Consider the following 24,877-nt stretch of genomic DNA (forward strand, 5'->3'; position numbering starts at 1 on the left):
CGGTGCGCGTAATGTCAGGTTACGCCTGCAGTCGAGCGATGATGGCGTCGCCGGTCTCGCTCGTGGTGCGGGCGGTGTCACGGCTCGCGATGTCGGCCTCGACCGCACGCTGGAGGCGGGATGCCTCCTCGCGCAGCCCGAGATGATCGAGCAGCATCGCGACGGAGAGGATCGCGGCCGTGGGATCCGCCTTCTGCTGACCGGCGATGTCCGGTGCGGAGCCGTGCACCGGCTCGAACATCGACGGGAAGGCGCCGTCGGGGTTGATGTTTCCCGACGCTGCGAGGCCGATGCCGCCGGTGACGGCGCCTGCCAGATCCGTGAGGATGTCGCCGAAGAGGTTGTCGGTGACGATCACATCGAAGCGGGAGGGGTCTGTCACGAAGAAGATCGTGGCCGCATCGACGTGCAGGTAGTCTACGGCCACATCCGGGTGCTCGGATGCCACGGCATCCACGAGGCGCTTCCAGATCGCCCCCGAGTGCACGAGCACGTTGGTCTTGTGCACCAGCGTGAGCTTCTTGCGGCGGCGCTCGGCGAGGTCGAACGCGTAGCGGACGACCCGCTCGATTCCGAAAGCTGTGTTGACGCTGGTCTCGTTCGCGATCTCATGCGGGGTGCCGGTGCGGATGCTGCCGCCATTGCCCACGTAGGGACCCTCGGTGCCCTCGCGCACCACGACGAAGTCGATCTCGCCCGGCGCGGCGAGCGGACCGGGGGCCCCGGCGAACAGCTTCGACGGACGAAGGTTGACGTAGTGGTCGAGTGCGAAGCGCAGCTTGAGCAGCAGCCCGCGCTCGATGTTGGCGTCCTTCAGCCGCGGGTCACCCGGTGTGCCGCCGACAGCGCCCAGCAGAATCGCGTCCTGCGCGCTGATCGCCGCGAGGTCTTCATCGCTCAGCGTCTCGCCGGTTTCGAGGTAGCGGTCGGCGCCCAGGGCGAATCGCGTCTTCTCGAACGTGACCTCGCTGTCGGCGGTGGCGGCGTCGAGCACTCGCTCGGCCTGCTCGGTGACCTCGCGGCCGATTCCGTCTCCGGGGATGAGTGCCAGCTTGACGACGCGCGACATGAGTCTCCTTGCTCCACACGACCGTCCGCGGCGCGGGTCGCCACAGACGCTGTTCCCAGCGTAGCGGCGGGCCGAGTCACCGCATGACGGATGTCAGCGCGACGGCTTCCGGCGCGGAGGCCGGAGGGTCGTGGCCGCGATCACGCCGGCGGATGCCACGAGCAGCGCGCCGATCAGTGACGTCGTGACGATCCCGCTGTCGAACGCGAGCGCTGCGGCATGCCAGAGGGTCTGCCCGAGGGCATCCGGCAGGTCGTGCGCCGCGGCGTAGGCGCCGGCGAGCGTCTCGCGCGCCTGCGCGGCGGCCTCGGCAGGCACGCCGTCGGGCACGACGAGCGCGCCGCGGTAGAAAGCCGTGATGATGCCGCCGAGGACTGCAGTGCCGAGCACGGCGCCGAGTTCGTAGGCCGTCTCGGATACGGCGCTGGCGGCCCCCGCCTTCGCAGGGGGCGCGTGGGCGAGGATCAGCTCGTTGGAGATCGTCTCGGCAGCCCCGATGCCCATGCCGAGCACGACGAACGCCACCATCAGCCAGGCGACGCTGTTCAGCTGCGCGGTCGCCGCGACGATCACGTAGCCCAGCACGGACAGCGTCAGCGCGGCGGGCACGACTATGTGCGGAGGGATCCTGCGAGAGATCGGGACGACGCTGAGCCCCGCGACGATCATCATCGACATACCGGGCACGAGGGCGAGCCCCGCGGTCATCGGCGACAGTCCCAGCACGAGCTGCAGCTGCTGCGGCACGAAGTACAGGAAGCCGACCAGCGCGATGACGCTGAGCAGATTCACCAGGATCGCTCCGCTGAAGCCGCCACGTCGGAACAGTCGCATGTCGAGCATGGGCACGTCAGCGCGCAGCTGGCGACGCACGAAGAAGTATCCCATGGCCGCGCCGACGAGGACCAGAGCTGCGGCGAGGAGGTTCGGGCCGTCGACCGCGAACGATTTGATCGCGTAGACGACCGGGATCATCGCCGCCATCGACAGCAGGATGCCCAGGGGGTCGATCCGGCCCGGGTTCGGGTCCTTGCTCTCGGGCAGCAGCCAGTATCCGCCGATGAGCAGCGGGATCAGCACGGGCACGGCGATCAGGAACACCGATCCCCAGGGGAAGTGCTCGAGCAGGAAGCCGCCGACCACCGGGCCGAGCGCGGATCCTGCCGAGAACGCGGATGCCCAGACGGCGATAGCGAGCCTGCGCTGATCGCGGTTGGGGAAGATCGTGCGCAGCAGCGACAGGGTCGACGGCATCAGCATCGCACCGAAGAAGCCGAGCGCGGCGCGGGCGGCGATGAGCATTCCCGCCGACGGGGCGAAGGCGGCGAGCACGGATACGACCGCGAATCCGGTGGCGCCGATGAACAGCATCCTTCGTCGCCCGAAGCGGTCCCCCAGCACGCCCATCGTCACCAGAAGGCCGGCGAGCACGAGCGAGTACGCATCGATGATCCACAGCTGCTCCGCCCCTGTCGGGCGCAACGCCAGCGAGATCTCGGGCAGCGCGAAGCTCAGCACGGTGTTGTCCACCGATACCAGCAGCACCGGAAGCATGAGCACGGCGAGGGCCGCCCAGCCTCGGATGCCTGCGCGCGGGCCGTCCTCGGCGGAGAGTCGGATCGTCGCGGTCGACATGAGAAGCCTTTCGATTACTGAACCGTCCGGATGGTACAGTAACACAGCAGTCCACAGAATCGCACGCCGAGGAGAGAAGACATGGCCCGTCCCCCGCTCGCCCGAGAGCGCGTACTCGATGCCTACGAGAGCATCCTCATCGCCGAGGGTGAGCGCGCCGCGACTCTGGATGCCGTGGCCAAGGCAGCCGGCGTCTCGAAGGGCGGACTGCTCTACCACTTCGCCTCGAAGGAAGATCTGGTCGCAGGCATCATCCAGCGACTGATGGCCCTCACCGACGAGGACGTCGCGCGGATGCGTCGATCATCCGAAGGGCCGGTCGCCTACTATGTGCGCACCTCCGTCATGGAGGACGACGCACTGGACAGGGCACTCATCGCCGTCACCCGTCTCGCACAGGGCGGATCGACCGCCGCATCCGACGCTCTGCGCGAATCCCGCCGGCTGTGGGCGGAGGCGATCCGCCCGCACGTCCGCGACGACACCGCCCTCGATCTGGTGATGCTGCTCAGCGACGGCCTCTACTTCAACAACTCGCTGATGAGCCCCGGTGACGAACCGCGCCCCTTCGGCGACCTCGTGCCGACCGGCGCGGCTCTCGCTCAGCTCGTCGAGCTCGTGCAGAACGCCGCGACGCGGGCTCTCGTGACGCCCGAGCCCGCGTCTGACGACTGAGGGATCAGACCTCGGTGATCTCGATCTGACGGAACAGATCCGCCTCGATGGCGGCGCTGACGTCCTCGAGCAACTCGTCAGAGACGGGCGAGTCGAGGGTCAAGGCGCTGAGCGCCTGCGCGCCGGCAGCCTGGCGTGCGATCTGCATGCCCGCGATGTTGATGCCGGCGTCGCCGAACTTCTGACCATAGACCGCCACGATCCCGGGGCGGTCGGTGTAGAGCATGACGACGTGGTGCTTCTCGATCGGCAGCTCGATCGCGTGCTCGTTGATCGCGACGAGTTTCTCGATCTGCTTCGGACCGGTAAGGGTGCCGGACACCGCGAGCTGCGAGCCGTCCGACAGGGCACCGCGCAGCGTGATGACGTTGCGGTACTCCTCGCTGATCTCGTCCTGCAGCAGGCGGACGGCGACGCCGCGCTGCTCCGCCAGCAGCGGAGCGTTCACGTACGACACCGTCTCGCTGACGATGTTGGTGAACACGCCCTTCAGCGCTGCGAGGCGCAGCACGCTGACGTCGTAGTTGTTCAGCTCGCCGTGCACTTCGACGTCGAGGCTGGTCAGCGGCGCCTGGGCGAGTGCGGAGAAGATCTGGCCGAGCTTCTCGACCAGGGCGATGCCGGGTCGCACGTACGGGTCGATGACGCCGCCGGCGACGTTGACGGCATCGGGCACCAGGTCTCCGCCGAGCGCGAGACGCACCGACCGGGCGACGGACACGCCGGCCTTCTCCTGCGCCTCCTCGGTGCTGGCACCGAGGTGGGGGGTAACGACGACGTTCGGCAGGTCGAGCAATGCGCGCGCAGTGCTGTCCTCAGCGGGCGGCTCCGAGGTGAACACGTCCAGACCCGCACCCGCGATCTCGCCTGCGACGAGCGCCTCGTGCAGGTCCGCCTCGTCGATGAGGCCTCCGCGTGCGACGTTGACGACGAAAGCGGTCGGCTTCATGGCGGCGAACTGCTCGGCGCCGATCATCCCCGTCGTCTCGGGGGTCTTCGGCATGTGGATCGTGAGGAAGTCGGCCTCGGCGACCAGCTCTTCGAGCGTGACCAGCTGCACGCCGAGCTGCTGGGCGCGCGCACTGGTGACGTAGGGGTCGTACGCGATCACGCGCATGTCGAAGGCGTTCAGCCGTGCGGCGACGAGTGCGCCGATCCGCCCGAGGCCGATGATGCCGACGGTCTTCTCGAAGAGCTCGGCGCCGGTGAACGAGCTGCGCTTCCATGCGCCCTGCGAGAGCGAGGCGTGCGCGGCGGGGATCCGACGGGCGAGGCTGAGGATGTGACCGACCGTGAGCTCTGCCGCCGAGACGATGTTGGACGTGGGCGCGTTCACGACCATGACGCCCGCGGTCGTCGCGGCCTTGATGTCGACGTTGTCGAGCCCGACGCCGGCGCGGGCGACGACCTTCAGCCTGGGGGCGTGCGAGAGCGCCTCGGCGTCGATGCGCGTCGCGGAGCGCACGAGCACGGCGTCCGCGTCGGCCAGGGCGGCGAACAGCGCCTCACGGTCGGTGCCGTCGACATCGCGGACGTCGAAATCGGGCCCGAGCGCCTCGATCGTCGCGGGCGAGAGAACCTCGGCGAGGAGGACGACGGGCTTGATGGCAGTCTGATTCGGCACAGGTATCCTTCGGGGCAGCGCGGCAGGGTGAGTTCAGCCGATGCGCCGCACACCGTCGGGGCGCGATCGGGACACACTTTACCGCAGCGCGCCGGCGCCGGATGACGGTGGGACGCCGTGCGATGGACTCAGCTCAGCAGCGACGCGCCGTTGCGCAGCGCGTAGCTGAGAGTGTCGAGCCAGAACACCGCGCTGAGTCCGAGCCCGGCGGACATGACCAGCACGAGAACACCCAGCGAGCGCCTTCTGGTGAGGGCGAGAGCGACCACGAAGACGATCATCGGCACGATGACCGGCATGAGCAGCACGACCCAGCCGTATCCGCTGAGACCGGCCTGCGCCATCTGGATCACGTAGAAGGTGGCGTTCCAGACGATGAAGGCGTAGGCGAGCCCGAACAGGCCGGTGAGGAAGCCGCGGATCAGGCTGGATGCGATCGCGGCGCGCGATGGAGCGGTGTCGGTCACAGCGCTGCTCCTCCCCCGGCGACGACGAAGGGCCACGGCACCAGCAGCAGCGCTCCGACGATGAGTGCGGTGAAGCGCACCCAGGTCTTGGCGCCGCGGGTGAGCACCAGCGCGCTCGCGAACCACAGGCCCGGCGCCAGGATCGCGATCCACAGGCTCGCGAGGTACAGCGGCGCCGGCAGCATGAACATCGCCTTGGCCTGCATCCCCGCGCCGCCGAGAAACCAGCCGACCGTGTAGAGCAGATAGATCCCGCCGAGGATGCCCAGGCCGACCAATGCGGCGGTGCCGGTGCCCTGATAGGCGTCGTCCTCGTCAGTCGCGTCGGTGGCGGATACGTCGACATCGGATGCCACGACCTGAGCGTCGATGGAGGCCGGCGCCATGGCATCCGCCTGCTTGTCAACGGGCGACGCGATGTCGTGCTGCTTCTGCGGGCGTGGGGAGGTGCGTCGCGCATCGAGTGCGTCGTCGCCTTCCCAGCTGAGGGCGTCGTCCTCGGGGTCGGAACTCATGGTTCCAGAGTACCGACGACGCGCGCGGTCGCCCACTAGGCTCAGAGCCGACACCACCTGGGAGGCAAGCGTGGCCGACAGCGCTGAGAAGACCGTCCGCTCCGATGAACCGGTAAGCGGAGGCGCACGGGAATGGACCCCGACCGCCGCGGGCAAGAAGAAGGCGACGACCTTCCGATGGATCGCCATGACGCTGTGGATCATCGCCATCGCCGGCGAAGCGGTCGCCATATTCTGGCTGCTGCCGCAGCGCGAGGTCGTCGGCGACGGCGGAAAGCTCGTCCGCGATCCTGACACCGGTCTCGTGCAGGAGCAGGGCGCGTCGGTCGTCTTCCCGCAATGGGCCTTCATCACGCTGCTGGTGATGCTCGTCGTGATCGCCGCTCTCGCCATCACCGGATCGGTGCTGTGGAAGAAGGCGAACCGCCTCGACCCCGCCCGCAGATCCGACAAGGTGCGCTTCTTCGTGCAGAACCAGCTCGGCGCGATCATCGCGATCATCGCTTTCCTGCCTCTGGTGATCCTGATCTTCCTGAACAAGGACATGGACAAGGGCCAGAAGGCCACCGCAGGCATCCTGGGGATCGTGCTCGCGGCGGTCGCGGTGTTCATCGGCACTGACTTCGACCCGCCGTCGGTCGAGCAGTACACCGCCGACCAGTCGGCCGTGATCATGCTGCTGGGCGCGGACGAGGTGACCTGGGTGGCCGGAGGCGAGGTGTACCACGTGTGCGACACAGTCTCGGACATCCAGACCGGCAGCGAGATCCAGTACGGCACCACGGCCGAGGCCGTGGAGGCCGGAAAGAGCCGTCTCACGCTGAAGTTCGTCTCGGAGCTGCAGAAGTGCGGCCAGCCCGTTCCGGAGAACTCCGACGAGATCACCGACGCCCTGCGCGCGATCCAGGCCGGTGAGGCCGTGACGCTGCCTGCGCCGGTGTGGACCGACGGCGAGGCCCCGATCGAGATCGAGGACGCGCCCGCGGGCGAGTGAGCGGCGTCGCCGCTACGGGCGGGAGATCGCCCGCGTGAGGGCGGCACGTGCCGCAGCGACGATCTCGGAATCGGTCACATCGAAGCCGGCAGCACCCCCGCCGGGGCCGCTGGGCGACGTGTCGCGTGAGCGACGGCGGGCGGACAGGTGCACGGCGTCCACCCCTGCAGAGGCGAGCGCCTGGATGTCCTCCACGCGCACTCCCCCGCCCGGCATGATCTGCACCCGCCCGTCGGACTGGCCCACGAGCGCATCGATCGTCCCCAGCCCGTCGATGCTGCGCGTCGCGCCGCCGCTGGTCAGCACCCGGCGGATGCCGAGCTCTGCCAGCTCGTCGATCACCGTCACCGGATCGTCGAGTGTGTCGATCGCGCGATGGTAGGTGACCTCGGCGCCCTGCGCGGCATCGATCCAGCGTCTGATCGCCTCGGAATCGATCCGACCGTCGGCATCCAGCGCCCCGACGACCACTCCGCCCGCGCCACGGCGCACGATCTCCCGCACGTCGGCGGCGACCAGAGCAATCTCGTCCGCGTCATACACGAAGCCACCGGGGCGTGGCCGAACGAGCACAGCTACCCGCTCTGCGCTGCCGGCCGCGTCGAGTACGGCGTCGATGGTGCCCGCCGACGGCGTGAGGCCACCGGTCTCGGCGAGGCCCTGGCACAGCTCCACCCGGTCCGCGCCCGCGGTGAATGCGGTGCGGGCGCCGGTGGCATCCTGTACGGCGATCTCGAGCTGCACGAGTGACGTCACGCGACTGTGGCGACGGCGACGGCCGAGCCGCGCAGCCGGTCGGGGATGACCAGCGAGCCGACACCGTTGGGCGTCGGAGCGACCTCGGCGACCGAGCCGTCCGCCCAGCGGGCGTCGCGGCCGGCCAGTTCCGCCGGCAGCGGCACCTCACCGGCAGACGGATCGATCGCGTGCACGTGCACGCCGGCCGATGACGCCGTGTACCTCACGGGAGCGAGTGGCTCGCCGAAGCGGATCCACGGCCGCGTGCCGTAGATCGCGTCGCCGTTCTCGCCGAGCCATGCGCCCATCGCGCGCATCGCTGCGAGCTGCAGATCGGGGATCGAGCCGTCGGCCGCGGGACCGACGTTGATGAGCAGGTTCCCGTTCTTCGAGACGACGTCGACCAGCATCCGGATCAGCTCTTCGCCCGAAAGCGAGTGGCGGTCGTCCTCGGCCTGATTGAAGCCGAACGAGTAGCCGAGACCGCGCGTGGACTCCCACGGCTGCTCGAGGATGCCGGGAATGTGGCGATATTCGCGCGTGAGGAACCCGTGGTATGGCACGCCCCAGCGATCGTTGACGACGCCTTCGGGAACGGCGTCGAAATAGCGGTTCAGCAGTGCCGCGACGGCGTACTCGTCGTTCCCCTTGCCGCCGTCTGGCCACTCGATGTCGTTCCAGAGCACGTCCGGCGAGAACCGCTCGACCAGCTCGTCCAGCTGCGCGGCGGAGTAACGCGAGAAGTGCTCGTCGTGCCGGCGGAAGCGGAACAGATCGGTGTCGGACTCGATCGGCGGGAAGTCGCTCACGTGCCAGTCGAGGGCGCCGGAGTAGTAGACGCCGAACTTCGCGCCGGCGCGACGGGTGGCGTCATGGAACTCGCCGATCAGGTCGCGCTTCGGTCCGCGGGCAGCCGAGTTGAAGCCCGTGGTCGCCGTGTCCCACAGACAGAATCCCTCGTGGTGCTTCGTGGTCGGGATCACGTACTTGGCTCCCGCTCCGACGAGTTCGCCGACGAACGCATCCGCGTCGAACGCCGACGCATCCCACAGGTCGGCGAGATCCTCGTACGAGGTGCCAGGGCCGTACACCTGCTGGTGCCGCTCCCACGTCGGGCTTCCGGCGATGCGCACGGTGTTGCCGTACCACTCGGCGTACTGATGCCAGGCGTAGGCGTCCTCGGCGGGGATGTTCACTCCCTCGCCGTGCTGCACGGCCCAGGCCGGCACCGAGTAGAGCCCCCAGTGCACGAAGAAGCCGAGCTTCGCGTCGCGGTACCACTCCGGCACCCCCTGCGCGGGGTAGGTCGGTGCGGCGGCGCCGAAGTCGGGGCCGGTGCGGGTCTCGAAGTTCAGCATGCTCAGCTCTCCTGTCGTCGGCTCACGTGCGCTGTGAGTGAGGGGTTGCCGGTGGTGTCGAACGGGTAGACGCCCGGCGCGAGGTCGTGATGGCCGAGGCGCAGCAGATCCTGGTCGACGCCGCCCGGGGTCAGGGCGAGCGTCCAGTCCGCCGCGAGTTCGTACAGCTCCGGCTCCAGGTAGCCGATCTTCACCACGACGATATCGGCCGCCTCGGGATCCAGCCCCAGCATGCGGAAGTCATCCAGGTGATGGAACGGCTTGCGACGCGAGGTGATGATCGCATGCAGGCCGCCGACGACGATGACCGCCTGCGGTCCGGCATCGGCATCCCCCTCGGTGAGCGAGAAGACCTCACCGGTGATCTGCACCGGCCCGGCCGGACCGGAATCGACGCGGGCGCCGACCATGAGCGACACCGACGCGCCCACGCCGGCCTGACGAGCGGCCTCCACAGCATCCGCGTCGAAGATCGACGCGACCAGGGTCGTGCGCGAGCCGTCCACGAGCTCGGGGCGCTTCAGCAGCTCGGTGAGCGTCCAGGTGACATCACCCGCTCCCCCGGCGGTCGGGTTGTCGCCCGAGTCCGAGATAACGTACGGGCGGGCCGCGTCCGGTGCGAGCGCCTTCGCGAGCGCGCCTTCGAGCGTGGCGGTGGGCGCGACGAAGACGAAGTCCTCGCGCGCGTCCCAGAACATCCGCGCCACGCGCTCGGCCTCGCGGGCGATGACGCGCTCGTCGTCGCCCATCACCATCACATACGCCTGGCAGCGCGGCTCATCCGCCCAGGCGTAGCCGATCCAGATCGACGCGTCGATCACTCCGTCCATCGCCTCGATGCCCGGCAGCTCGGCGTAGATGCCTGCCGCGGGCTCAAGACGCGTGCTGGTCTTCTCGCCGGGCAGCAGCACCGGCACAGGCACCCATGCCCGCTGCGGGCGGCGCAGCAGCGGGTCGGCGCCATGCGCACCGCGCAGGCGCGCGAGCAGGTTCCACACCGCGCGCTCCTTGGTGTTCAGCCAGTCCTCGTGCGGAGCCATGCGGTAGCAGGTGAGCATGTCGACCTCATCGCGCAGCACCTCCGACACGTTGCCGTGCAGGTCCATCGAGGACGAGATGAGCGTGTCGGGCCCGAGCGCCTCGCGGACGGCCTTCGCGAGATCGCCCTCGGCGTCCTGCATGCCGATCACGCTCATCGCGCCGTGGATGTCGAAGAAGAAGCCGTCGAAGGGACCGGACTGCTGGATGCTGTCGCGGATGCCGTTCACGATGGCATCCTTCATCCGGCGGTAGGTCTCGGGTGCCACAGCACCACCCGGCAGCGATCGACCGTGATAGATCGGCGTCCACTGCGCGGCCTCACGAAGCTCTCGCCCATCATCGAGGAACGGGTAGTACCCGATGAGGTCGTCGCCGGTCCGGATCGTGAACGCCTCGTCGCCCGAGACGTGCGGCGAGAAGGTGCTGGATTCGATGGAGATTCCGGCGATGCCGACGCGCGGGACGGCAAGACCATCCGCGTGCCGCGCCGGCAGTGGCCCCATCCAGATCTGGCTGGCGTCGAGAAGGTCGGTCATGATTCTCTTTCTACTCGGAACGGATCAGGCCACGGGGGCAAGCGCGAGAGTGCGTGCGGATGCGATCGCCCCGAGGGCGACGGCATCGGCACCGTGCGTCGCAGGACGGATCTGCAGCGGGATGCCCGTGATGGGCGCGTCCGTGCGAAGCGCGTCGTCGATACCCGGCTGCAGCAGATGCCACGCGTGTGAGACGCCGCCGCCGATGACCGCCTGGGACACGTCAAGCAGCGTCGCGGCACTCGAGCATGCCAGGGCGAGCGCCCGGCCCGCGTCGCGGAACACCGCCTTGGCATCCGCGTCGCCGGCATCGGCCAGATCCGCGACCTCCCGCGAACCCCCGACGCTGCGTCCGGCACGCTGCTCGTACCGCCGAGCGATCGACGTGCCGGAGGCGAGCGTCTCGAGATGCCCGGTCTGACCGCACGTGCACACCAGGTCGCTATATCCGGGAGTGTGCCCGATCTCTCCGGCCGCGCCATGCGGCCCACGGCGAAGCTCACCCCGCATGATCAGTGCCCCGCCGACGCCGGTGCCGAGCATGACGCCGAGCACGTCGCTCTCCTGATCCTCGGCCTCGCCGAGCAGGAACGCGTTCACGTCGTTCTCGACGGTGACCGCGCAGCCGAGCCGCTGAGCCAGCTCGGTTGCGAGAGGGAATCCCACCCAGTCGGTGAACGTCGCTGATGCGGCGCGGATCGTACCGGTGTCGTGGTCGATGACGCCGGCCGCCCCGACGCCGACCGCACGCACGGTGAATCCGTCGGTGAGGGTGCGCACCAGTGCGGCCGCAGCGTCCGCCATCGCCCGACCTCCCTCGGCGGCGGGTGCCGCCACCTCGCCGCGGCGCAGGACGCGTCGCTCATCGTCACAGACCAGCACCGCGATCTTGGTGCCGCCGATGTCGATCCCGACGAGGACGGAGTCGTCCCCGGCGGGCATGGTTGTGCCCTGATGATGTGTCATCGTGAACTCAGCGCCCTCCGAGGCCGGCCATGGCGATGCCCTTGACCAGGTGCTTCTGGAGCACGATCACGAGAAGCGTGGTCGGGATCATCGAGATGATGGATGCTGCCATCTGCAGGTCCCAGCGGGTGCCGGTCAGCCCGGAGAAGCTCGCCAGACCGACGGGCAGAGTGCCGAGCGTGTTGTAGTCGACCGTGACGATGAGAGGCCACAGATAGGCGTTCCAGAACGACAGGAAGGTGAAGACCGCGAGCACTGCGATCGCTGACTTCGACAGCGGGAGGATGATCTGCAGGAAGGTGCGCAGCGGCCCTGCGCCATCGACGCGGGCGGCCTCTTCGAGCTCGTACGGGATGCCACGGAAGAACTGCCGCATCAGGAACGTGCCGAAGGCGCCGAACGCGAACGGGAAGATCAGGGCCTGGTACGTGTCGACCCAGCCGAACCACTGCATCACCTGGAACATGGGGATGACCAGCACCTCGGCGGGCACCATGAGCGTCGCCAGGAAGAGCACGAATACGGCGTCGCGGCCCTTCCAGCGCAGCCGTCCGAATGCGTAGCCCGCCGTCGTCGAGACGACCAGCACCACCAGTGTGCCGGCGACGGAGGTGAACAGCGAGTTGCCGATGTACGTCCAGAACGGGCCGAACTCGAACACCTCGGCGAAGTTCGACCACCGGATCTCCGAGCCGAACAGCGACGGCGGCATGGCGAACATCTCGCCGTTGGGCTTGAGTGCCGAGAAGAAGGCGTACACCAGCGGCAGCATGAACAGCGCCGCGGCCATGTAGATCGTGACGTGGGCGAGGACGAGGCGGACCCGTGCCCACGGTGTCATCGGTGCTCGTCCTGTCCGCCGTTCAACCTCGACGTGCTCGTCACCGTCGACGGCGATCAGCGCGCGGGTGGCGGATTCTGCAATGTCAGTGCTCATAGTGCACCCACCTCTTCTGCGCCTTGAACTGGATGGCGGTGACCGTGATGATCAGCGCGAACAGGATCCACGCCCCCGCGGCGGCGAGGCCGAGGTCCTGGAACTTGAAGCCCTGGTTGTAGATCCACATCACCAGCGGAAGTGTGGCGTTGCCGGGTCCGCCTCCGGTGAGCATCTGCGGTTGGACGAAGACCTGCAGCGAGGTGATCATCGTCATGATGGTGGCGAAGAAGATCGCCGGGGAGATCATCGGCACCATGATGCTCCACGTCATGCGCAGGCCTCGGGCACCGTCGATGCTCGCGGCTTCCATGACGCTCTCGGGCAGCTGCTCCAGCGCGGCCGAGAAGATCAGCATGTTGTAGCCGATGCCCTGCCAGACGCTCATGATGACGACCATGATCATCGCCCAGTTCTTGTCGGCGAGGAAGTTCGGCAGCTCGACGCCGAACCAGCTCTGCGCGAGACCGTTGAAGAGTCCCTGCGGCTGCAGCAGCATCTTCCAGACGAGGACGTTGGCCACCATAGGCGTGACGACCGGAATGAAGAACAGCACGCGCAGCGCACCGCGACCACGAATGCGCGGACCGAGACCGATGGCGAGGGCGAGCGAGAACACGACGCTCAACGGCACGTACAGCAGCGTGAACACGAGGGTGTTGCACAGCGCAGGCAGGAAGTTGGGGTCCTCGAAGAGGCGCAGGTAGTTCGCTCCGCCGTTGAAGGTGCGCTCACCGAAGGTCGGCCAGTCGAAGAAGCTCATCGCGATGGACAAGACGACCGGCACGATCGTGAAGAGGGCGAGGCCCACCAGGGCTGGGCTTGCGAAACCCAGCGCCTGGCGCGCCTCGACCTTGGTGAGCGACCCCGAGCGGCGCTTCGCCGCATTCGTGATGGTCATCTCTCGCTGTTTCTGTGGGGTGTGGTTGTCAGTTGCCGAACTGCTGCTGAGCCGACTCGAGCACAGCCGTCATCGGCTCCTGGTCGTTGTAGACGCTCACCAGGGACGGCTGGATGAACGTGCCGACCTTGGCCCAGTTGTCGGAGACGTACTGGCCCTCGACGTTCGCGAACGCCGCGTCGAATGCCGCCTTGACCTGCTCGCGGTGCTCCTCATCGATCGACTCGAAGTACAGCGGCTGGCTCTCGGCACGCGCCGGGTAGCTGCGGCCGGACGAGGCGATGTAGTCCTGCGAGTCCTTGCTGAGCAGCGAGCCGAGCACCTTCAGCGCGTCCTCCTTGTTCTCGCAGCCCTCGGCGATGCCGTAGCCCGAGCCGAGGATGAGGCTGAGGTCGCCGTTCTCGCCCGCGGGCAGCGGGACCAGCCCGGCTTTGAAGCCGGCTTCGTTGTCGAGGTAGCCGACGGCGTTCCAGGTGCCGTCCACCGCCATCGCCGCGTTCTCGCTGGTGAACTGGTTCTCGCCCCAGCCGCCGTCCGAAGCGGATGCCACGGGCGCCGCGACCTTCTGGTCGGTCACCAGGCCGGCATACCATTCCGCCGCTTCGACGAAGGCCGGATCGGTGAGCTGGAGGGTGCCGTCCTTCGACACCGGCTGCACGCCGCTCTTCGCGATCGGGAGCGCCTGCCACTGGAAGTCGCCCATGCCGATGCCGAAGCCGTGCTTGCCACCGGTGGTCGCCGTCTTGGCGATGTCTTCGAAGTCGTCGAACGACCAGCCGATCTCGGGGATGTCGGCGCCCGCTGCGGTGAGCTGGTCCTCGTTGTAGTACGCGAGCATGGTCGAGACGTCGAACGGCAGGCCGTACAGCTCGCCCTTGTTGGAGAGGATGTCGAGGCTGCCTTCGGCGAAGTCGGATGCCTCAAGCCCTGCCGTTGCGAGATCGTCGTCGGTGAGCTTTGCGAAGCCCGAGGTGTAGCTGGCGAGCATGCCGGAGTTCATGCCCGTCACGCAGGCCATGTTGCCGGATGCCATGTTCGTGGTCAGCTTCGTGAAGAAGTCTCCCCAGGGAGCCGTGCGCAGCTCGACCTTGATGTCGGGGTTCTGCTCCTTCACGACGTCGATCTGGGCCTGAAGCGCGGCAGTGTCATCCTCGCTGCCGGCCCACATGTCCACGACGATCGTGTCACCGTCCGCTGCTCCGCCACCGCCGCCTGCACTGCTGCAGCCAGTCAGTGCGACTGCGACGCCGGTGATTGCGACGACTGCGCCCACACGCATCTTCTTCATTGAATGTCTCCTCGCGGAAAAGTGATTTGATTCGGGAGTCGAAACAACTTAGTGTCTCGTTGTACGAAGATACGCTGTCATAATTCGTATCGCGCCGCAACTTGAACATCCGATCTTTCCCGCTCGAACGCGGGGACCGGTGTTCCCGATAATCTGACGAGCACCGGCCCCAGAAAGCGACACCATGAGCACAGCCACTGATCGCGCGGAAGATGCCGCCGCACGACAGATCCTCGATCTCGTTGCACGCGGTGAAGCACGTTCACGCAGCGAACTCGCCGCACACCTCGGAGTCGCCCCGTCGACCGTCGGCCTGCGGGTGCAGACGCTGCTCGATTCCGGTCTGCTGCAGGAAGCCGGCGACGGAGCGTCCCGCGGCGGACGACGACCGCGCGTTCTGCGCATCGCGCCGGACGGCGGCGTGATCCTCTCGGTGGACCTCGGCGGCGGTCACGCCCGGATCGGCAGGCACGGGCTCAGCGGCGCGCTGGAGCTCACCCGAACCCTCGACATCGATCTCGCCGACGGGCCCGCGCCGACCCTGGACGCGATCTGCGCCGTCCTGGGCGAGCTCACCGAAGGCCAGCAGCTGCACGCTGTCGGAGTCGGTCTGCCCGGCCCCGTCGACGTCCGCACCGGATCCGTCGACCAGCCGTCGCGCATGCCGGGCTGGCCGGGCTTCCGCGTCGGTGAGCGCCTGCGGGAGCGCCTCGGTGTACCCGTCATGGTCGACAACGACGCCAACCTGGCCGCGCTCGGCGAGCACCGTGCACAGTTCGGCTCCACCGGCCACAGCATCACCGTCAAGGCCGGCACGGCGATCGGCAGTGGGCTCATCGTCGCCGGCGATGTGCATCGTGGCGCGACGTCGGCTGCCGGCGACATAACGCATACCCGCATCGACGGGAGCGGCGACATCCCGTGCTCGTGCGGCAACACCGGCTGCCTGGAGACGGTCGCGAGCGGCGCGAGCCTGGTGCGCCAGATGCACGAACGCGGCCGCGATGACGTCACCACGACGACGGATGTGCTGATGCTGGCCCGCGATGCAGATCCCGTCGCGACGACACTCGTGCGCACCGCCGGAACGCACCTCGGCCAGGCGCTGTCGGGCGTCGTGAACTTCTTCAACCCTCACGCCGTCTTCCTCACGGGCAGCATGAGCGCATCCGAGCCATTCATCGCCGCGGTGCGCAGCCGGGTCTATGAAGCCTGCCATCCTCTGGCCACGCAGACGCTGCGCATCGAAGCGGCTGTCACCGGCGCCGATGCGATCCTGCACGGCGCAGCACGGTTCGCGCTCGACAACGTCGAGATCGCGACGTCGATCACCTGAGCAGCTGCTCGCCCGCAGCCAGTGTGAGCTCGATCACGGGCACCAGCACGTCGGGACGACGCACCGGCAGGTGCATTGTCAGCGTGCCCGACGCCTCGCCGGCAGGCGTCATGTGCGATGCCTGCTGATCCGGGTCTGTCACCGAGGTCTTCAGCCACGAGCCGTCATTCAGCAGGCGGGCGAATGAGACCTCGCCCGCGAGTTCGGGCAAGTGCACGAAGCCGAGTGGCCAGCTGAACAGGTGCAGGTAGAGCTTGTCGCCGCGGCGCGTGTAGACGCCCTCGCGTGGCGGGCTGAACGACGCGTGGCCCGCGCCGACTATCGCCTGGCGATGCAATCGCATCCATTCGCCGATCTCCCGCAGGGTGCGCGCGTCGCGCGGTGCGATGGCGCCACGCCCATCCGGTCCGATGTTCAGCAGCATGTTGCCGTCCATCGACACGGAATCAGCGAGCATCTGCACGAGCAGCGTGGATGACTTCTGCTCCGTGTTGTCGCGGTGGTAGCCCCATGAGCCGTTCAGCGTCTGGCAGGCCTCCCACACCTGCGCCTCGCCATCGGCCATCAGCGGCGACGTCGGCTGGTACTGCTCGGGGGTGACGAAATCGGCGGGGATGCCGAGCCGGTCGTTCACGAGCATGTTCGGCTGCAGCTCGCGGCACATGGCCAGCAGCTCCTCAGAACCCCACTCCTTCGGCCCCTTGCCGTCCCAGCCGTCCTTGTGCTCGGGGTAGTTGAAGTCGAAGAACAGGTAGTCGATCTCGCCATAGTTCGTCAGCAGCTCACGCACCTGCCCGTGAAGGTAAGCCCGGTAACGGTCCATGTCGCGGCCCTCGTTCAGCGCTGCGGCATTCTCATCGTCGCGGCGCGGGTGCACCCAGTCGATGGTGAAGTCGGGGTGGCGCCAGTCGATCAGCGAATGATAAAACCCCACCTTCAGTCCCTCTGCGCGCAGCGCGTCGACGTACTCGCGGACCAGATCGCGATCGCACGCCGTGACGGAGGTGAAGTCGGTGAGCTTCGTGTCGAACAGGCAGAACCCGTCGTGATGCTTGGTCGTGAGCACGACGTAGCCCATCCCCGACGCCTTCGCCGTGCGCGCGATCTCACCGGCGTCGAACAGATCGGGATCGAAGTTCGCGAAGTAGGGACGGTACTCCTCCTCGGTGAGGCGCTCGTAGTTCTGCACCCATTCATGGCGCGCCGCCACGCTGTAGATTCCGAAGTGCACGAACATGCCGAAACGGGCGTCATCGAACCATTGCTGTCGCATGACTCAAGTCTGGCATAGACATCGGATGTCTGTGCGGGTGCAAAGAAGTGCGCGTGAAAAGAAGAACGGGCGCCCCGATCAGGGACGCCCGTTCTTGAGAGCGGAGGGTCAGCGAGCGGCCGAGCCCTCGACGTAGTCTTCGTCGGCCTGCTTCCACGCGAACAGCGAGCGCAGCTCCTTGCCGGTCACCTCGATCGGGTGGCCCTGCTCCTTCTCGCGAAGGGCGAGGAACTCCTCGGCGCCGTTGTCCTGGTCGTCGATGAAGCGCTTCGCGAACGCGCCCGACTGGATGTCGGCCAGCACGCCCTGCATGCGCTCCTTGACGCTCGCATCGATGACGCGCGGCCCAGAGACGTAGTCACCGAACTCGGCCGTGTCGGAGATCGACCAGCGCTGCTTGGCGATGCCGCCCTCCCACATCAGGTCGACGATCAGCTTCAGCTCGTGCAGCACCTCGAAGTAGGCGATCTGCGGCTGGTAGCCCGCCTCGGTCAGCGTCTCGAATCCGGCCTGCACCAGGTGGCTCACGCCACCGCACAGCACGGCCTGCTCGCCGAACAGGTCGGTCTCGGTCTCTTCGGTGAAGGTCGTCTTGATGACGCCGGCACGGGTGCCGCCGATCGCCTTCGCGTACGACAGCGCCAGCGCCCAGGCGGAACCGGAGGCATCGCGCTCGACGGCGATGATGTCCGGGATGCCACGGCCGGCGACGAACTCGCGACGCACGGTGTGGCCGGGAGCCTTCGGCGCGACGAGGATCACGTCGACGCCCTCGGGCGCGTCGATGTAGCCGAAGCGGATGTTGAAGCCGTGCGCGAAGGCGAGCGCCTTGCCCGGCGTCAGGCGGTCCTTGATCGACTCGTTGTAGATGGTGCGCTGGTGCTGGTCCGGCGCGAGGATCATGATGACGTCGGCCCATTCCGTCGCGTCCGCGACGTTCTTGACCGGGAAGCCGGCCTCTTCGGCCTTGGCGATCGACTTCGAGCCCTCCTTGAGGGCGATCGTGACCTCGACGCCCGAATCGCGAAGGTTCATCGCGTGTGCGTGCCCCTGCGAGCCGTAGCCGACGATCGCGACCTTCTTGCCCTGGATGATCGAGAGGTCAGCGTCGTCGTCGTAGAAGATCTCGGTGCTCACGGTGTGTTTCTCCTTGGTTGTGGTTTGTGAAGTTTCGGTGGGTCAGCCGCGCAGGACGCGCTCGGTGATGCTCTTGCCGCCGCGGCCGATGGCGAGCAGACCCGACTGTGCCAGCTCCTTGATGCCGAACGGCTCGAGTGCCCTCAGCAGCGCCTGCACCTTGCCCTGATCCCCGGTGACCTCGATCACCAGAGCATCGGGCGCGTAGTCGACCACCGAGGCTCGGAAGAGGTTCACGACCTCCAGCACGTTCGAGCGGGTGTTGTTGTCGGTGCGGACCTTGACGAGCATGTGCTCACGCTGCACCGACGACGAGGACTCGAGTTCGACGATCTTGATCACGTTGACCAGTTTGTTGAGCTGCTTCGTGACCTGCTCGAGCGGGAGGGCGTCGACGTCGACGACGACGGTGATCCGCGAGATGCCGGGCACCTCCGTCACGCCGACGGCGAGCGACTCGATGTTGAATCCGCGACGGGCGAAGAGGCCGGCGACGCGGGTCAGCAGACCAGGGGTGTTCTCCACCAGCAGGCTCAGCACGTGTGTCGACATGGCTCAGATCTCCTCATCGAACGCGGGCGCGTGGTCACGTGCGTACTGGACGTAGCTGTTGCTGACGCCCTGAGGCACCATCGGCCAGACCATGGCATCCGCGCTCACGACGAAGTCGATCACGACGGGGCGGTCGTTGGTCTCCAGGGCGGTCTGGATCGCGGCATCCACGTCCTCCTCCTTCTCCACCCGGATCGCGAGGCAGCCGTAGGCCTCGGCGAGCTTGACGAAATCGGGGATGCGCGCGGTTCCGTGCCCGGTGTTGAGGTCGGTGTTCGAGTGGCGTCCGTCGTAGAACAGGGTCTGCCACTGACGCACCATGCCGAGCGAGGAGTTGTTGATGATCGCGACCTTGATCGGGATGTTGTTGATCGCGCAGGTGGCGAGCTCCTGATTGGTCATCTGGAAGCATCCGTCGCCGTCGATCGACCAGACCACGCGGTCGGGCTCGGCGACCTTGGCGCCCATGGCGGCCGGGACCGAATAGCCCATCGTGCCCGCCCCGCCGGAGTTCAGCCAGGAGTTCGGGCGCTCGTACTTGATGAACTGAGCCGCCCACATCTGGTGCTGGCCGACGCCGGCGGCGTAGATCGCCTCGGGGCCGGTCAGCTCGCCGATGCGCTGGATCACGTACTGCGGCGCGAGCAGGCCGTCCTCGGTCGGGGCGTAGCCGAGGGGGAACTCCGACTTCAGCCCGTCGAGGTACGACCACCACTCCTCGGTGTCGGGCTTGGCTCCGGCGGTCACCCCGCGGAACGCGGTGTCGAGGTCGACGAGCACATCGCGGACATCGCCCACGATCGGCACGTCCGCCGTGCGGATCTTCGAGATCTCAGCGGGGTCGATGTCGACATGCACGACCTTCGCACCCGGCGCGAACAGCGCGGCCTTCCCGGTGACCCGGTCATCGAACCGCGCACCGAGCGAGACGATGAGGTCCGACTCCTGCAGCGCCAGCACCGCCGGCACCGTGCCGTGCATGCCCGGCATGCCGAGATGCTGCGGGTGCGAGTCGGGAAATGCGCCGCGCGCCATCAGCGTGGTCACGACCGGAGCGCCGGTGGACTCCGCCAGCGTGAGCAGCTCCGGCGCCGCGTGAGCGCGGATCACGCCGCCGCCCACATACAGCACGGGCTTCTTCGCCGTGGCGAGCAGCGCCGCGGCAGCCTGGATCTGCTTGCCGTGCGCCTTGGTGACCGGACGGTAGCCGGGCAGGTCGATCCTGGGCGGCCAGTTGAACGGGACGACATCCTGCTGCGCGTCCTTCGTGATGTCCACGAGCACGGGACCGGGGCGGCCGGTCGAGGCGATCTCGAACGCGGCTGCGAGCGCTCCGGGGATGTCCTCGGCACGGCGCACCAGGAAGGAGTGCTTGGTCACCGGCATCGTGATGCCGACGATGTCCGCCTCCTGGAAGGCATCCGTGCCCATCAGCGTGGAGAACACCTGGCCGGTGATCGCGACCAGCGGCACCGAGTCCATGTACGCATCGGCGATGGCGGTGACGAGGTTGGTGGCGCCGGGACCGGACGTCGCGATGCAGACACCCACCTTGCCCGTCGCCGAGGCGTAGCCCTCGGCTGCGTGTCCCGCGCCCTGTTCGTGGCGGACGAGCACGTGGCGGAGCCCCGAGGCGTCCATCAGCGGGTCGTAGACCGGCATGATGGCACCGCCGGGGATGCCGAAGACGTCGGTCACCCCGAGGTTCTCGAGTGAGCGGACGACCGCCTCGGCTCCCGAGATCTCGGGCGCCGAGGAGGCGCGTGCGGGTGGCCGGGGCACGGCCGGAGCGGAATCAGCAGTCATGTCAGTCCTTGATGATCGTCGAGTCGAATGTCCGCGAACCCGTACTCAACCGGTCGTCGCGCCCTCCGCAGCGGAGCGCACGAGTCGGGAGTACTTGGCGAGGACGCCACGGGTATAGCGCGGGGGAAGCGGCTCCCAGCCAGAGCGGCGGGAGTTCAGCTCTGCCTCCTCGACGAGTAGCTCGAGGGAGCGAGCCGCGATATCGACCCGTATCAGATCACCATCGCGCACGAAGGCGATAGGACCTGCGTCCACCGCTTCGGGTGCTATGTGGCCGATGCACAGGCCGGTTGTGCCGCCTGAGAATCGTCCGTCCGTCAAGAGTAGTACATCTTTTCCGAGGCCCGCGCCCTTGATGGCACCCGTGATCGCGAGCATCTCGCGCATGCCGGGCCCGCCCTTCGGACCCTCGTAGCGGATCACCACCACGTCGCCCGCGTTGATCTTGCCCTCGGCAAGGGCATCCATCGCCGCCCGCTCGCGCTCGAACACGCGAGCCGGTCCCTCGAAGACATCGGCGTCGAAGCCCGCCGACTTCACCACGGCGCCCTCGGGTGCCATCGAGCCGTGCAGGATCGTGATTCCGCCGGAGGCGTGGATCGGGTTGTCGAAGGTGTGGATGACGTCGCCGTCCACCGGGTCCGGGTTCAGCTCGCGCAGGTTCTCGGCGACGGTCTTGCCGGTGACGGTGAGCGCGTCGCCGTGGATGAGCCCCTCGTCGAGCATCGCCTTCATGACGACCGGGATGCCGCCGTGGCGGTCGACGTCGTTCATGACGTAGTTGCCGAACGGCTTCATGTCGGCGATGTGCGGCGTCTTGTCGCCGATGCGGTTGAAGTCGTGCAGGCTCAGCTCGATGCCGGCCTCGCGAGCGATGGCGAGCAGGTGCAGCACGACGTTGGTCGATCCGCCGAGCGCCATCGCCAGTGCGATCGCGTTCTCGAACGATTCCTTGGTCAGGATGTCCTTCGTGGTGATGCCCTGGCGCAGCAGGTTGACGACGGCCTCGCCGGAGCGGTGCGCGAAGTAGTCGCGGCGCCGGTCGGCCGAGGGCGGTGCGGCGGAGCCCGGCAGGCTCAGACCCAGCGCCTCGGCGACGGATGCCATCGTGTTGGCGGTGTACATGCCGCCGCAGGCGCCCTCACCCGGCGCGAACGCGCACTCGATGCGCTTGAGGTCCTCTTCTGTCATCCGACCGGCACGGCAGGCGCCGACACCCTCGAACGAGTCGATGATGGTGATCTCCTTCTCGGTGCCGTCCGAGAGCTTGACCCAGCCGGGCGCGATGGAGCCGGCGTACAGGAACACGCTCGACAGACCCAGGCGTGCGCTGGCCATCAGCATGCCGGGGATCGACTTGTCGCATCCCGCCAGCAGAACGCTGCCGTCGAGGCGCTCGGCCATCATGACCGTCTCGACGGAGTCGGCGATGACCTCGCGCGACACCAGCGAGAAGTGCATGCCCTCGTGGCCCATCGAGATGCCGTCGGACACCGAGATGGTGCCGAACTGCAGCGGATAGCCGCCGCCCGAGTGCACGCCCTCCTTGGCGCCCTGCGCGAGCCGGTCGAGGCTCAGGTTGCACGGGGTGATCTCGTTCCAGCTCGACGCGATGCCGATCTGAGGCTTGTCCCAGTCAGCATCGCCCATGCCCACGGCACGGAGCATGCCGCGCGACGTGGTCGCCTCGATGCCGTCGGTGACGACTCGGCTGCGTGGCTTGATATCGATATCTGCGGATCCGGCGGGCGCGCCGGAATGAGCTTCACGGGAGGACATGAGGGCAGTCTATTCCCGACTGGCGGCCCGTTCCTCCGCGATGACGACCAGGAGTGCCGCGATCTGCTGTGGGTTCTCCACACGAATGGCCGCCGCGCTCTCGCCTGCACCCACGCGGACCCCGAGATCGCCGTGGCCGAGAGCGCGCAGGGCGTCCTCGTCGGTGACGTCGTCGCCGGCGAACAGCACGCCGGTCGCTCCGGTTCGCTCGCGCAGCGCGGCGATCGCGGTGTCCTTGCCCTCGGCGCGGGACGAGAACTCCAGGATGCGGTCCCCGGTGCGGCGCCGCCAGTGCCGCGCGCGCTGCGCGAACACCTCGTCAACGCGCGAGAACGCGGCCTGTTCCACCTCCGGCGTCGCCGGCCGGCCGTGGATGCCGATGCCGAAGGTCTTCTTCTCCACCTCGACGCCCGGGAACTCGGCGATCAGCGGCGCCAGCTCGTCGATAAGCGCATCGCGCAGCGACTGCTCCTCGGCCGTCGGCTCGACGTCCTGCTCCCCGTGCCCGGGATACCAGTACTGCGCACCATGCGAGCCGGAGAGCACGATGTGCGAGGAGTCGGTGTGCTCGGCGATCTCGCGCAGATGCACCAGGCTGCGGCCGGAGACGAACGCGACGGTCGTGTCGGGCAGCGACGCGAGCCGGTCGACGGCATCCGCCACGGCCGGCACGGCGCGCGCGGTCATCGGTTCGGCGACGAGCTCTGAGGCGGTGCCGTCGAAATCGAGCGCGACCAGCAGACGGGGCGTGCGCGCGATCGCCGAGACGGCGGGGTCGGATGCCGCCGGATCCCAGGAGCGGGTCATCGGCTTCCCCTCCGGTGGCGTCCGGCGTGTTCGAGCGCCGTCAGGAATGAGCGCGACCACGCGTTGACGTCGTGTTCGAGAACGCGCTTGCGCAGCGAGCGCATGCGCTTGGACTGCTCGTGACGCGGCATCTCGATGGCGCTCATGATGGCATCCTTCATCCCCTCGATGTCGTGGGGATTGACGCGCACCGCCTGACGCAGCTCGTCCGCCGCGCCGGTGAACTCGCTGAGCACCAGCACTCCGCGGTTGTCGGCGCGCGTGGCGATGTACTCCTTGGCGACGAGATTCATGCCGTCTCGCAGTGCCGTCACGAGCATGACGTCGGCCGCGAGATACATGGCGACCATCTCCTCGCGCGGGAAGCCCTGATGGAGATAGCGGATCGCGGTATGGCCGAGCGTGTCGTGGTCGCCGTTGATGCGTCCTATGGCGAGTTCGACCTCGTCACGCAGCTGCATGTAGGCGTCCACGCGCTCACGGCTGGGGCTCGCGACCTGGATGAAAGCGGCGTCCTCGACAGAGATGCGCCCCTGATCGAGCAGCTCGCCATAGGCCTTGATGCGGTGCCGGATGCCCTTGGTGTAATCGAGCCGGTCGACGCCGAGCAGGATGCGCTTCGGGTTGCCGAGTCCCTCACGGATCTCCAGCGCTCGTGCCCGGATGTCCGGCCGCTGCGCAAGCTCGCGGTAGGGCGTCGTGTCGATCGAGATCGGGAAGGCCTTCACCAGCGGCGTGCGGCCATCGGGCAGCGTTATCGTCGTGGCCTTCGTCTCGTGGCCGAGCCGGCGCTTGGCCGCCGCGAGGAAGTTCGCCGCATCCTGCGCGCGCTGGAACCCGATCACGTCCGCTCCGAGCAGACCGCGCAGCACCTGATCGCGCCACGGCAGCTGGGCGTATAGGCCATGAGCCGGGAACGGGATGTGGTGGAAGTACCCGATCGTGACGTCCGGGCGCAGGCTGCGCACCATCTCGGGCACGAGCTGCAGCTGATAGTCGTGCACCCACACCGTGCCGCCCTCCGCGACTGCGGATGCCGCCGCTTCAGCGAAGCGCAGGTTCACCGTGACGTACGCCTCCCACCATTCGCGGTGGTACTGCGGCGGTGCGATCACATCGTGGTACAGCGGCCAGATCGTGTCGTTGGAGAAGCCCTCGTAGTACTCCTCGACCTCCTGCTCGCTGAGCACCACGGGCAGCAGGCGGATGCCGTCGGCCTCGAAGGGCGGGATGTCGAGATCGGCCTGCCCGGCCCAGCCGACCCAGGCGCCGTCGACGCTGCGCATCATCGGCTCGAGAGCAGCGACAAGACCACCGGGTGACGTGCGCCAGATCTCCTCGCCCTCGGGTGTGATGATCCGGTCGACCGGAAGACGATTGGCGACGACGACGAACTCTGCGGCGGTCACGGGGACTCCTCTGCTCGGTCCCTCCAGGCTACCG

22 protein-coding genes are annotated in these 24,877 nt (G+C 67.8%); 3 read left to right on the forward strand and 19 right to left on the reverse strand.

Annotated features, from left to right (window positions below; translation table 11 throughout):
- Nucleotides 1-19: 19 nt before the first annotated feature.
- Together ACQUSX_RS03200 and ACQUSX_RS03205 are read right to left on the reverse strand one after the other, a co-directional pair.
- Nucleotides 20-1,069, reverse strand: a complete 1,050-nt coding sequence (locus tag ACQUSX_RS03200; protein WP_428905517.1) for a 3-isopropylmalate dehydrogenase — start codon at nucleotides 1,067-1,069, stop codon at nucleotides 20-22.
- A gap of 93 nt (nucleotides 1,070-1,162) precedes the next feature.
- Entirely contained in the window at nucleotides 1,163-2,704 is a 1,542-nt protein-coding gene (locus ACQUSX_RS03205; protein WP_428905518.1) for an MFS transporter, read from the reverse strand.
- A gap of 81 nt (nucleotides 2,705-2,785) precedes the next feature.
- Between ACQUSX_RS03205 and ACQUSX_RS03210 the strand changes: the two genes are divergently transcribed.
- Nucleotides 2,786-3,379, forward strand: coding sequence for a TetR/AcrR family transcriptional regulator (locus tag ACQUSX_RS03210; protein ID WP_428905519.1), 594 nt, complete (start codon nucleotides 2,786-2,788; stop codon nucleotides 3,377-3,379).
- Nucleotides 3,380-3,383: 4 nt separating this feature from the next.
- On the opposite strand, the gene serA is transcribed toward ACQUSX_RS03210, so the two are convergent.
- The 3 genes from serA to ACQUSX_RS03225 form a co-directional block, all read right to left on the reverse strand.
- Nucleotides 3,384-5,003 (reverse strand): phosphoglycerate dehydrogenase, encoded by a 1,620-nt coding sequence (serA, locus tag ACQUSX_RS03215; RefSeq protein WP_428905520.1) that lies wholly within the window; start codon nucleotides 5,001-5,003, stop codon nucleotides 3,384-3,386.
- 128 nt (nucleotides 5,004-5,131) lie between these two features.
- Nucleotides 5,132-5,470 carry a hypothetical protein gene (locus ACQUSX_RS03220; RefSeq protein ID WP_428905521.1) on the reverse strand — a complete coding sequence of 113 codons (339 nt, stop codon included), beginning with the start codon at nucleotides 5,468-5,470 and terminating at the stop codon, nucleotides 5,132-5,134.
- Entirely contained in the window at nucleotides 5,467-5,985 is a 519-nt protein-coding gene (locus ACQUSX_RS03225; protein WP_428905522.1) for a hypothetical protein, read from the reverse strand. The genes ACQUSX_RS03220 and ACQUSX_RS03225 overlap by 4 nt, the downstream gene beginning before the upstream one ends.
- A 70-nt stretch (nucleotides 5,986-6,055) precedes the next feature.
- On the opposite strand from ACQUSX_RS03225, the gene ACQUSX_RS03230 reads away from it, so the two are divergent.
- The gene (locus ACQUSX_RS03230) at nucleotides 6,056-6,979 is read left to right on the forward strand and encodes a hypothetical protein (RefSeq protein ID WP_428905523.1); all 924 of its coding nucleotides are present in this window, start codon (nucleotides 6,056-6,058) and stop codon (nucleotides 6,977-6,979) included.
- A gap of 12 nt (nucleotides 6,980-6,991) precedes the next feature.
- Here the strand turns inward: ACQUSX_RS03230 and ACQUSX_RS03235 are convergent, their stop codons facing one another.
- The 7 genes from ACQUSX_RS03235 to ACQUSX_RS03265 are packed head-to-tail and all read right to left on the reverse strand — an operon-like array spanning nucleotide 6,992 to nucleotide 14,744.
- Entirely contained in the window at nucleotides 6,992-7,735 is a 744-nt protein-coding gene (locus tag ACQUSX_RS03235) for a copper homeostasis protein CutC (RefSeq protein WP_428905524.1), read from the reverse strand.
- A complete protein-coding gene (locus ACQUSX_RS03240; RefSeq protein WP_428905525.1) occupies nucleotides 7,732-9,075 on the reverse strand; it encodes an alpha-L-fucosidase in 1,344 nt (447 codons plus the stop codon). The genes ACQUSX_RS03235 and ACQUSX_RS03240 overlap by 4 nt, the downstream gene beginning before the upstream one ends.
- A 2-nt stretch (nucleotides 9,076-9,077) precedes the next feature.
- The gene (locus ACQUSX_RS03245; RefSeq protein WP_428905526.1) at nucleotides 9,078-10,652 is read right to left on the reverse strand and encodes a M81 family metallopeptidase; all 1,575 of its coding nucleotides are present in this window, start codon (nucleotides 10,650-10,652) and stop codon (nucleotides 9,078-9,080) included.
- A 24-nt stretch (nucleotides 10,653-10,676) separates the two neighbouring features.
- Nucleotides 10,677-11,618: an ROK family protein gene (locus ACQUSX_RS03250; RefSeq protein WP_428905527.1), complete on the reverse strand. Its 942-nt coding sequence runs from the start codon at nucleotides 11,616-11,618 to the stop codon at nucleotides 10,677-10,679.
- A gap of 7 nt (nucleotides 11,619-11,625) precedes the next feature.
- A complete protein-coding gene (locus tag ACQUSX_RS03255; RefSeq protein WP_428905528.1) occupies nucleotides 11,626-12,555 on the reverse strand; it encodes a carbohydrate ABC transporter permease in 930 nt (309 codons plus the stop codon).
- On the reverse strand, nucleotides 12,545-13,456 hold the full coding sequence (locus ACQUSX_RS03260; protein ID WP_428905529.1) for a carbohydrate ABC transporter permease: 912 nt from the start codon (nucleotides 13,454-13,456) through the stop codon (nucleotides 12,545-12,547). The genes ACQUSX_RS03255 and ACQUSX_RS03260 overlap by 11 nt, the downstream gene beginning before the upstream one ends.
- A gap of 28 nt (nucleotides 13,457-13,484) precedes the next feature.
- Entirely contained in the window at nucleotides 13,485-14,744 is a 1,260-nt protein-coding gene (locus ACQUSX_RS03265; protein ID WP_428905530.1) for an ABC transporter substrate-binding protein, read from the reverse strand.
- Nucleotides 14,745-14,928: 184 nt separating this feature from the next.
- Here ACQUSX_RS03265 and ACQUSX_RS03270 point away from each other — a divergent pair, with 184 nt between their 5' ends.
- On the forward strand, nucleotides 14,929-16,080 hold the full coding sequence (locus ACQUSX_RS03270; RefSeq protein ID WP_428905531.1) for an ROK family transcriptional regulator: 1,152 nt from the start codon (nucleotides 14,929-14,931) through the stop codon (nucleotides 16,078-16,080).
- Here the strand turns inward: ACQUSX_RS03270 and ACQUSX_RS03275 are convergent.
- The 7 genes from ACQUSX_RS03275 to ACQUSX_RS03305 form a co-directional block, all read right to left on the reverse strand.
- On the reverse strand, nucleotides 16,073-17,353 hold the full coding sequence (locus ACQUSX_RS03275) for an alpha-L-fucosidase (RefSeq protein WP_428905532.1): 1,281 nt from the start codon (nucleotides 17,351-17,353) through the stop codon (nucleotides 16,073-16,075). The two genes, ACQUSX_RS03270 and ACQUSX_RS03275, sit on opposite strands and share 8 nt — an antisense overlap.
- A 108-nt stretch (nucleotides 17,354-17,461) precedes the next feature.
- Nucleotides 17,462-18,490, reverse strand: a complete 1,029-nt coding sequence (gene ilvC, locus ACQUSX_RS03280; protein WP_428905533.1) for a ketol-acid reductoisomerase — start codon at nucleotides 18,488-18,490, stop codon at nucleotides 17,462-17,464.
- 42 nt (nucleotides 18,491-18,532) lie between these two features.
- Nucleotides 18,533-19,042: an acetolactate synthase small subunit gene (gene ilvN, locus ACQUSX_RS03285; RefSeq protein WP_428905534.1), complete on the reverse strand. Its 510-nt coding sequence runs from the start codon at nucleotides 19,040-19,042 to the stop codon at nucleotides 18,533-18,535.
- Between the two features lie 3 nt (nucleotides 19,043-19,045).
- Entirely contained in the window at nucleotides 19,046-20,848 is a 1,803-nt protein-coding gene (locus ACQUSX_RS03290; protein ID WP_428905535.1) for an acetolactate synthase large subunit, read from the reverse strand.
- Nucleotides 20,849-20,893: 45 nt separating this feature from the next.
- Nucleotides 20,894-22,627: a dihydroxy-acid dehydratase gene (ilvD, locus tag ACQUSX_RS03295; protein WP_428905536.1), complete on the reverse strand. Its 1,734-nt coding sequence runs from the start codon at nucleotides 22,625-22,627 to the stop codon at nucleotides 20,894-20,896.
- Between the two features lie 9 nt (nucleotides 22,628-22,636).
- Complete coding sequence (gene otsB, locus ACQUSX_RS03300; RefSeq protein ID WP_428905537.1) at nucleotides 22,637-23,434, reverse strand: trehalose-phosphatase; 798 nt, start codon at nucleotides 23,432-23,434, stop codon at nucleotides 22,637-22,639.
- Nucleotides 23,431-24,843: an alpha,alpha-trehalose-phosphate synthase (UDP-forming) gene (locus tag ACQUSX_RS03305; RefSeq protein WP_428905538.1), complete on the reverse strand. Its 1,413-nt coding sequence runs from the start codon at nucleotides 24,841-24,843 to the stop codon at nucleotides 23,431-23,433. The genes otsB and ACQUSX_RS03305 overlap by 4 nt, the downstream gene beginning before the upstream one ends.
- Nucleotides 24,844-24,877 lie beyond the last annotated feature (34 nt).

The sequence above is a fragment of the Microbacterium alcoholitolerans genome (assembly GCF_050408615.1).
Lineage (GTDB): Bacteria > Actinomycetota > Actinomycetes > Actinomycetales > Microbacteriaceae > Microbacterium.

Excerpts from the sequence above, each read along its gene's own strand:
- ACQUSX_RS03200 (WP_428905517.1), bottom strand. The coding sequence starts at position 1,069 with ATGTCGCGCGTCGTCAAGCTGGCACTCATCCCCGGAGACGGAATCGGC.
- ACQUSX_RS03205 (WP_428905518.1), bottom strand. The coding sequence starts at position 2,704 with ATGTCGACCGCGACGATCCGACTCTCCGCCGAGGACGGCCCGCGCGCA.
- ACQUSX_RS03210 (WP_428905519.1), top strand. The coding sequence starts at position 2,786 with ATGGCCCGTCCCCCGCTCGCCCGAGAGCGCGTACTCGATGCCTACGAG.
- ACQUSX_RS03225 (WP_428905522.1), bottom strand. The coding sequence starts at position 5,985 with ATGAGTTCCGACCCCGAGGACGACGCCCTCAGCTGGGAAGGCGACGAC.
- ACQUSX_RS03240 (WP_428905525.1), bottom strand. The coding sequence starts at position 9,075 with ATGCTGAACTTCGAGACCCGCACCGGCCCCGACTTCGGCGCCGCCGCA.
- ACQUSX_RS03245 (WP_428905526.1), bottom strand. The coding sequence starts at position 10,652 with ATGACCGACCTTCTCGACGCCAGCCAGATCTGGATGGGGCCACTGCCG.
- ACQUSX_RS03250 (WP_428905527.1), bottom strand. The coding sequence starts at position 11,618 with ATGACACATCATCAGGGCACAACCATGCCCGCCGGGGACGACTCCGTC.
- ACQUSX_RS03255 (WP_428905528.1), bottom strand. The coding sequence starts at position 12,555 with ATGAGCACTGACATTGCAGAATCCGCCACCCGCGCGCTGATCGCCGTC.
- ACQUSX_RS03260 (WP_428905529.1), bottom strand. The coding sequence starts at position 13,456 with ATGACCATCACGAATGCGGCGAAGCGCCGCTCGGGGTCGCTCACCAAG.
- ACQUSX_RS03265 (WP_428905530.1), bottom strand. The coding sequence starts at position 14,744 with ATGAAGAAGATGCGTGTGGGCGCAGTCGTCGCAATCACCGGCGTCGCA.
- ACQUSX_RS03270 (WP_428905531.1), top strand. The coding sequence starts at position 14,929 with ATGAGCACAGCCACTGATCGCGCGGAAGATGCCGCCGCACGACAGATC.
- ACQUSX_RS03275 (WP_428905532.1), bottom strand. The coding sequence starts at position 17,353 with ATGCGACAGCAATGGTTCGATGACGCCCGTTTCGGCATGTTCGTGCAC.
- ilvN (WP_428905534.1), bottom strand. The coding sequence starts at position 19,042 with ATGTCGACACACGTGCTGAGCCTGCTGGTGGAGAACACCCCTGGTCTG.
- ACQUSX_RS03290 (WP_428905535.1), bottom strand. The coding sequence starts at position 20,848 with ATGACTGCTGATTCCGCTCCGGCCGTGCCCCGGCCACCCGCACGCGCC.
- ilvD (WP_428905536.1), bottom strand. The coding sequence starts at position 22,627 with ATGTCCTCCCGTGAAGCTCATTCCGGCGCGCCCGCCGGATCCGCAGAT.
- otsB (WP_428905537.1), bottom strand. The coding sequence starts at position 23,434 with ATGACCCGCTCCTGGGATCCGGCGGCATCCGACCCCGCCGTCTCGGCG.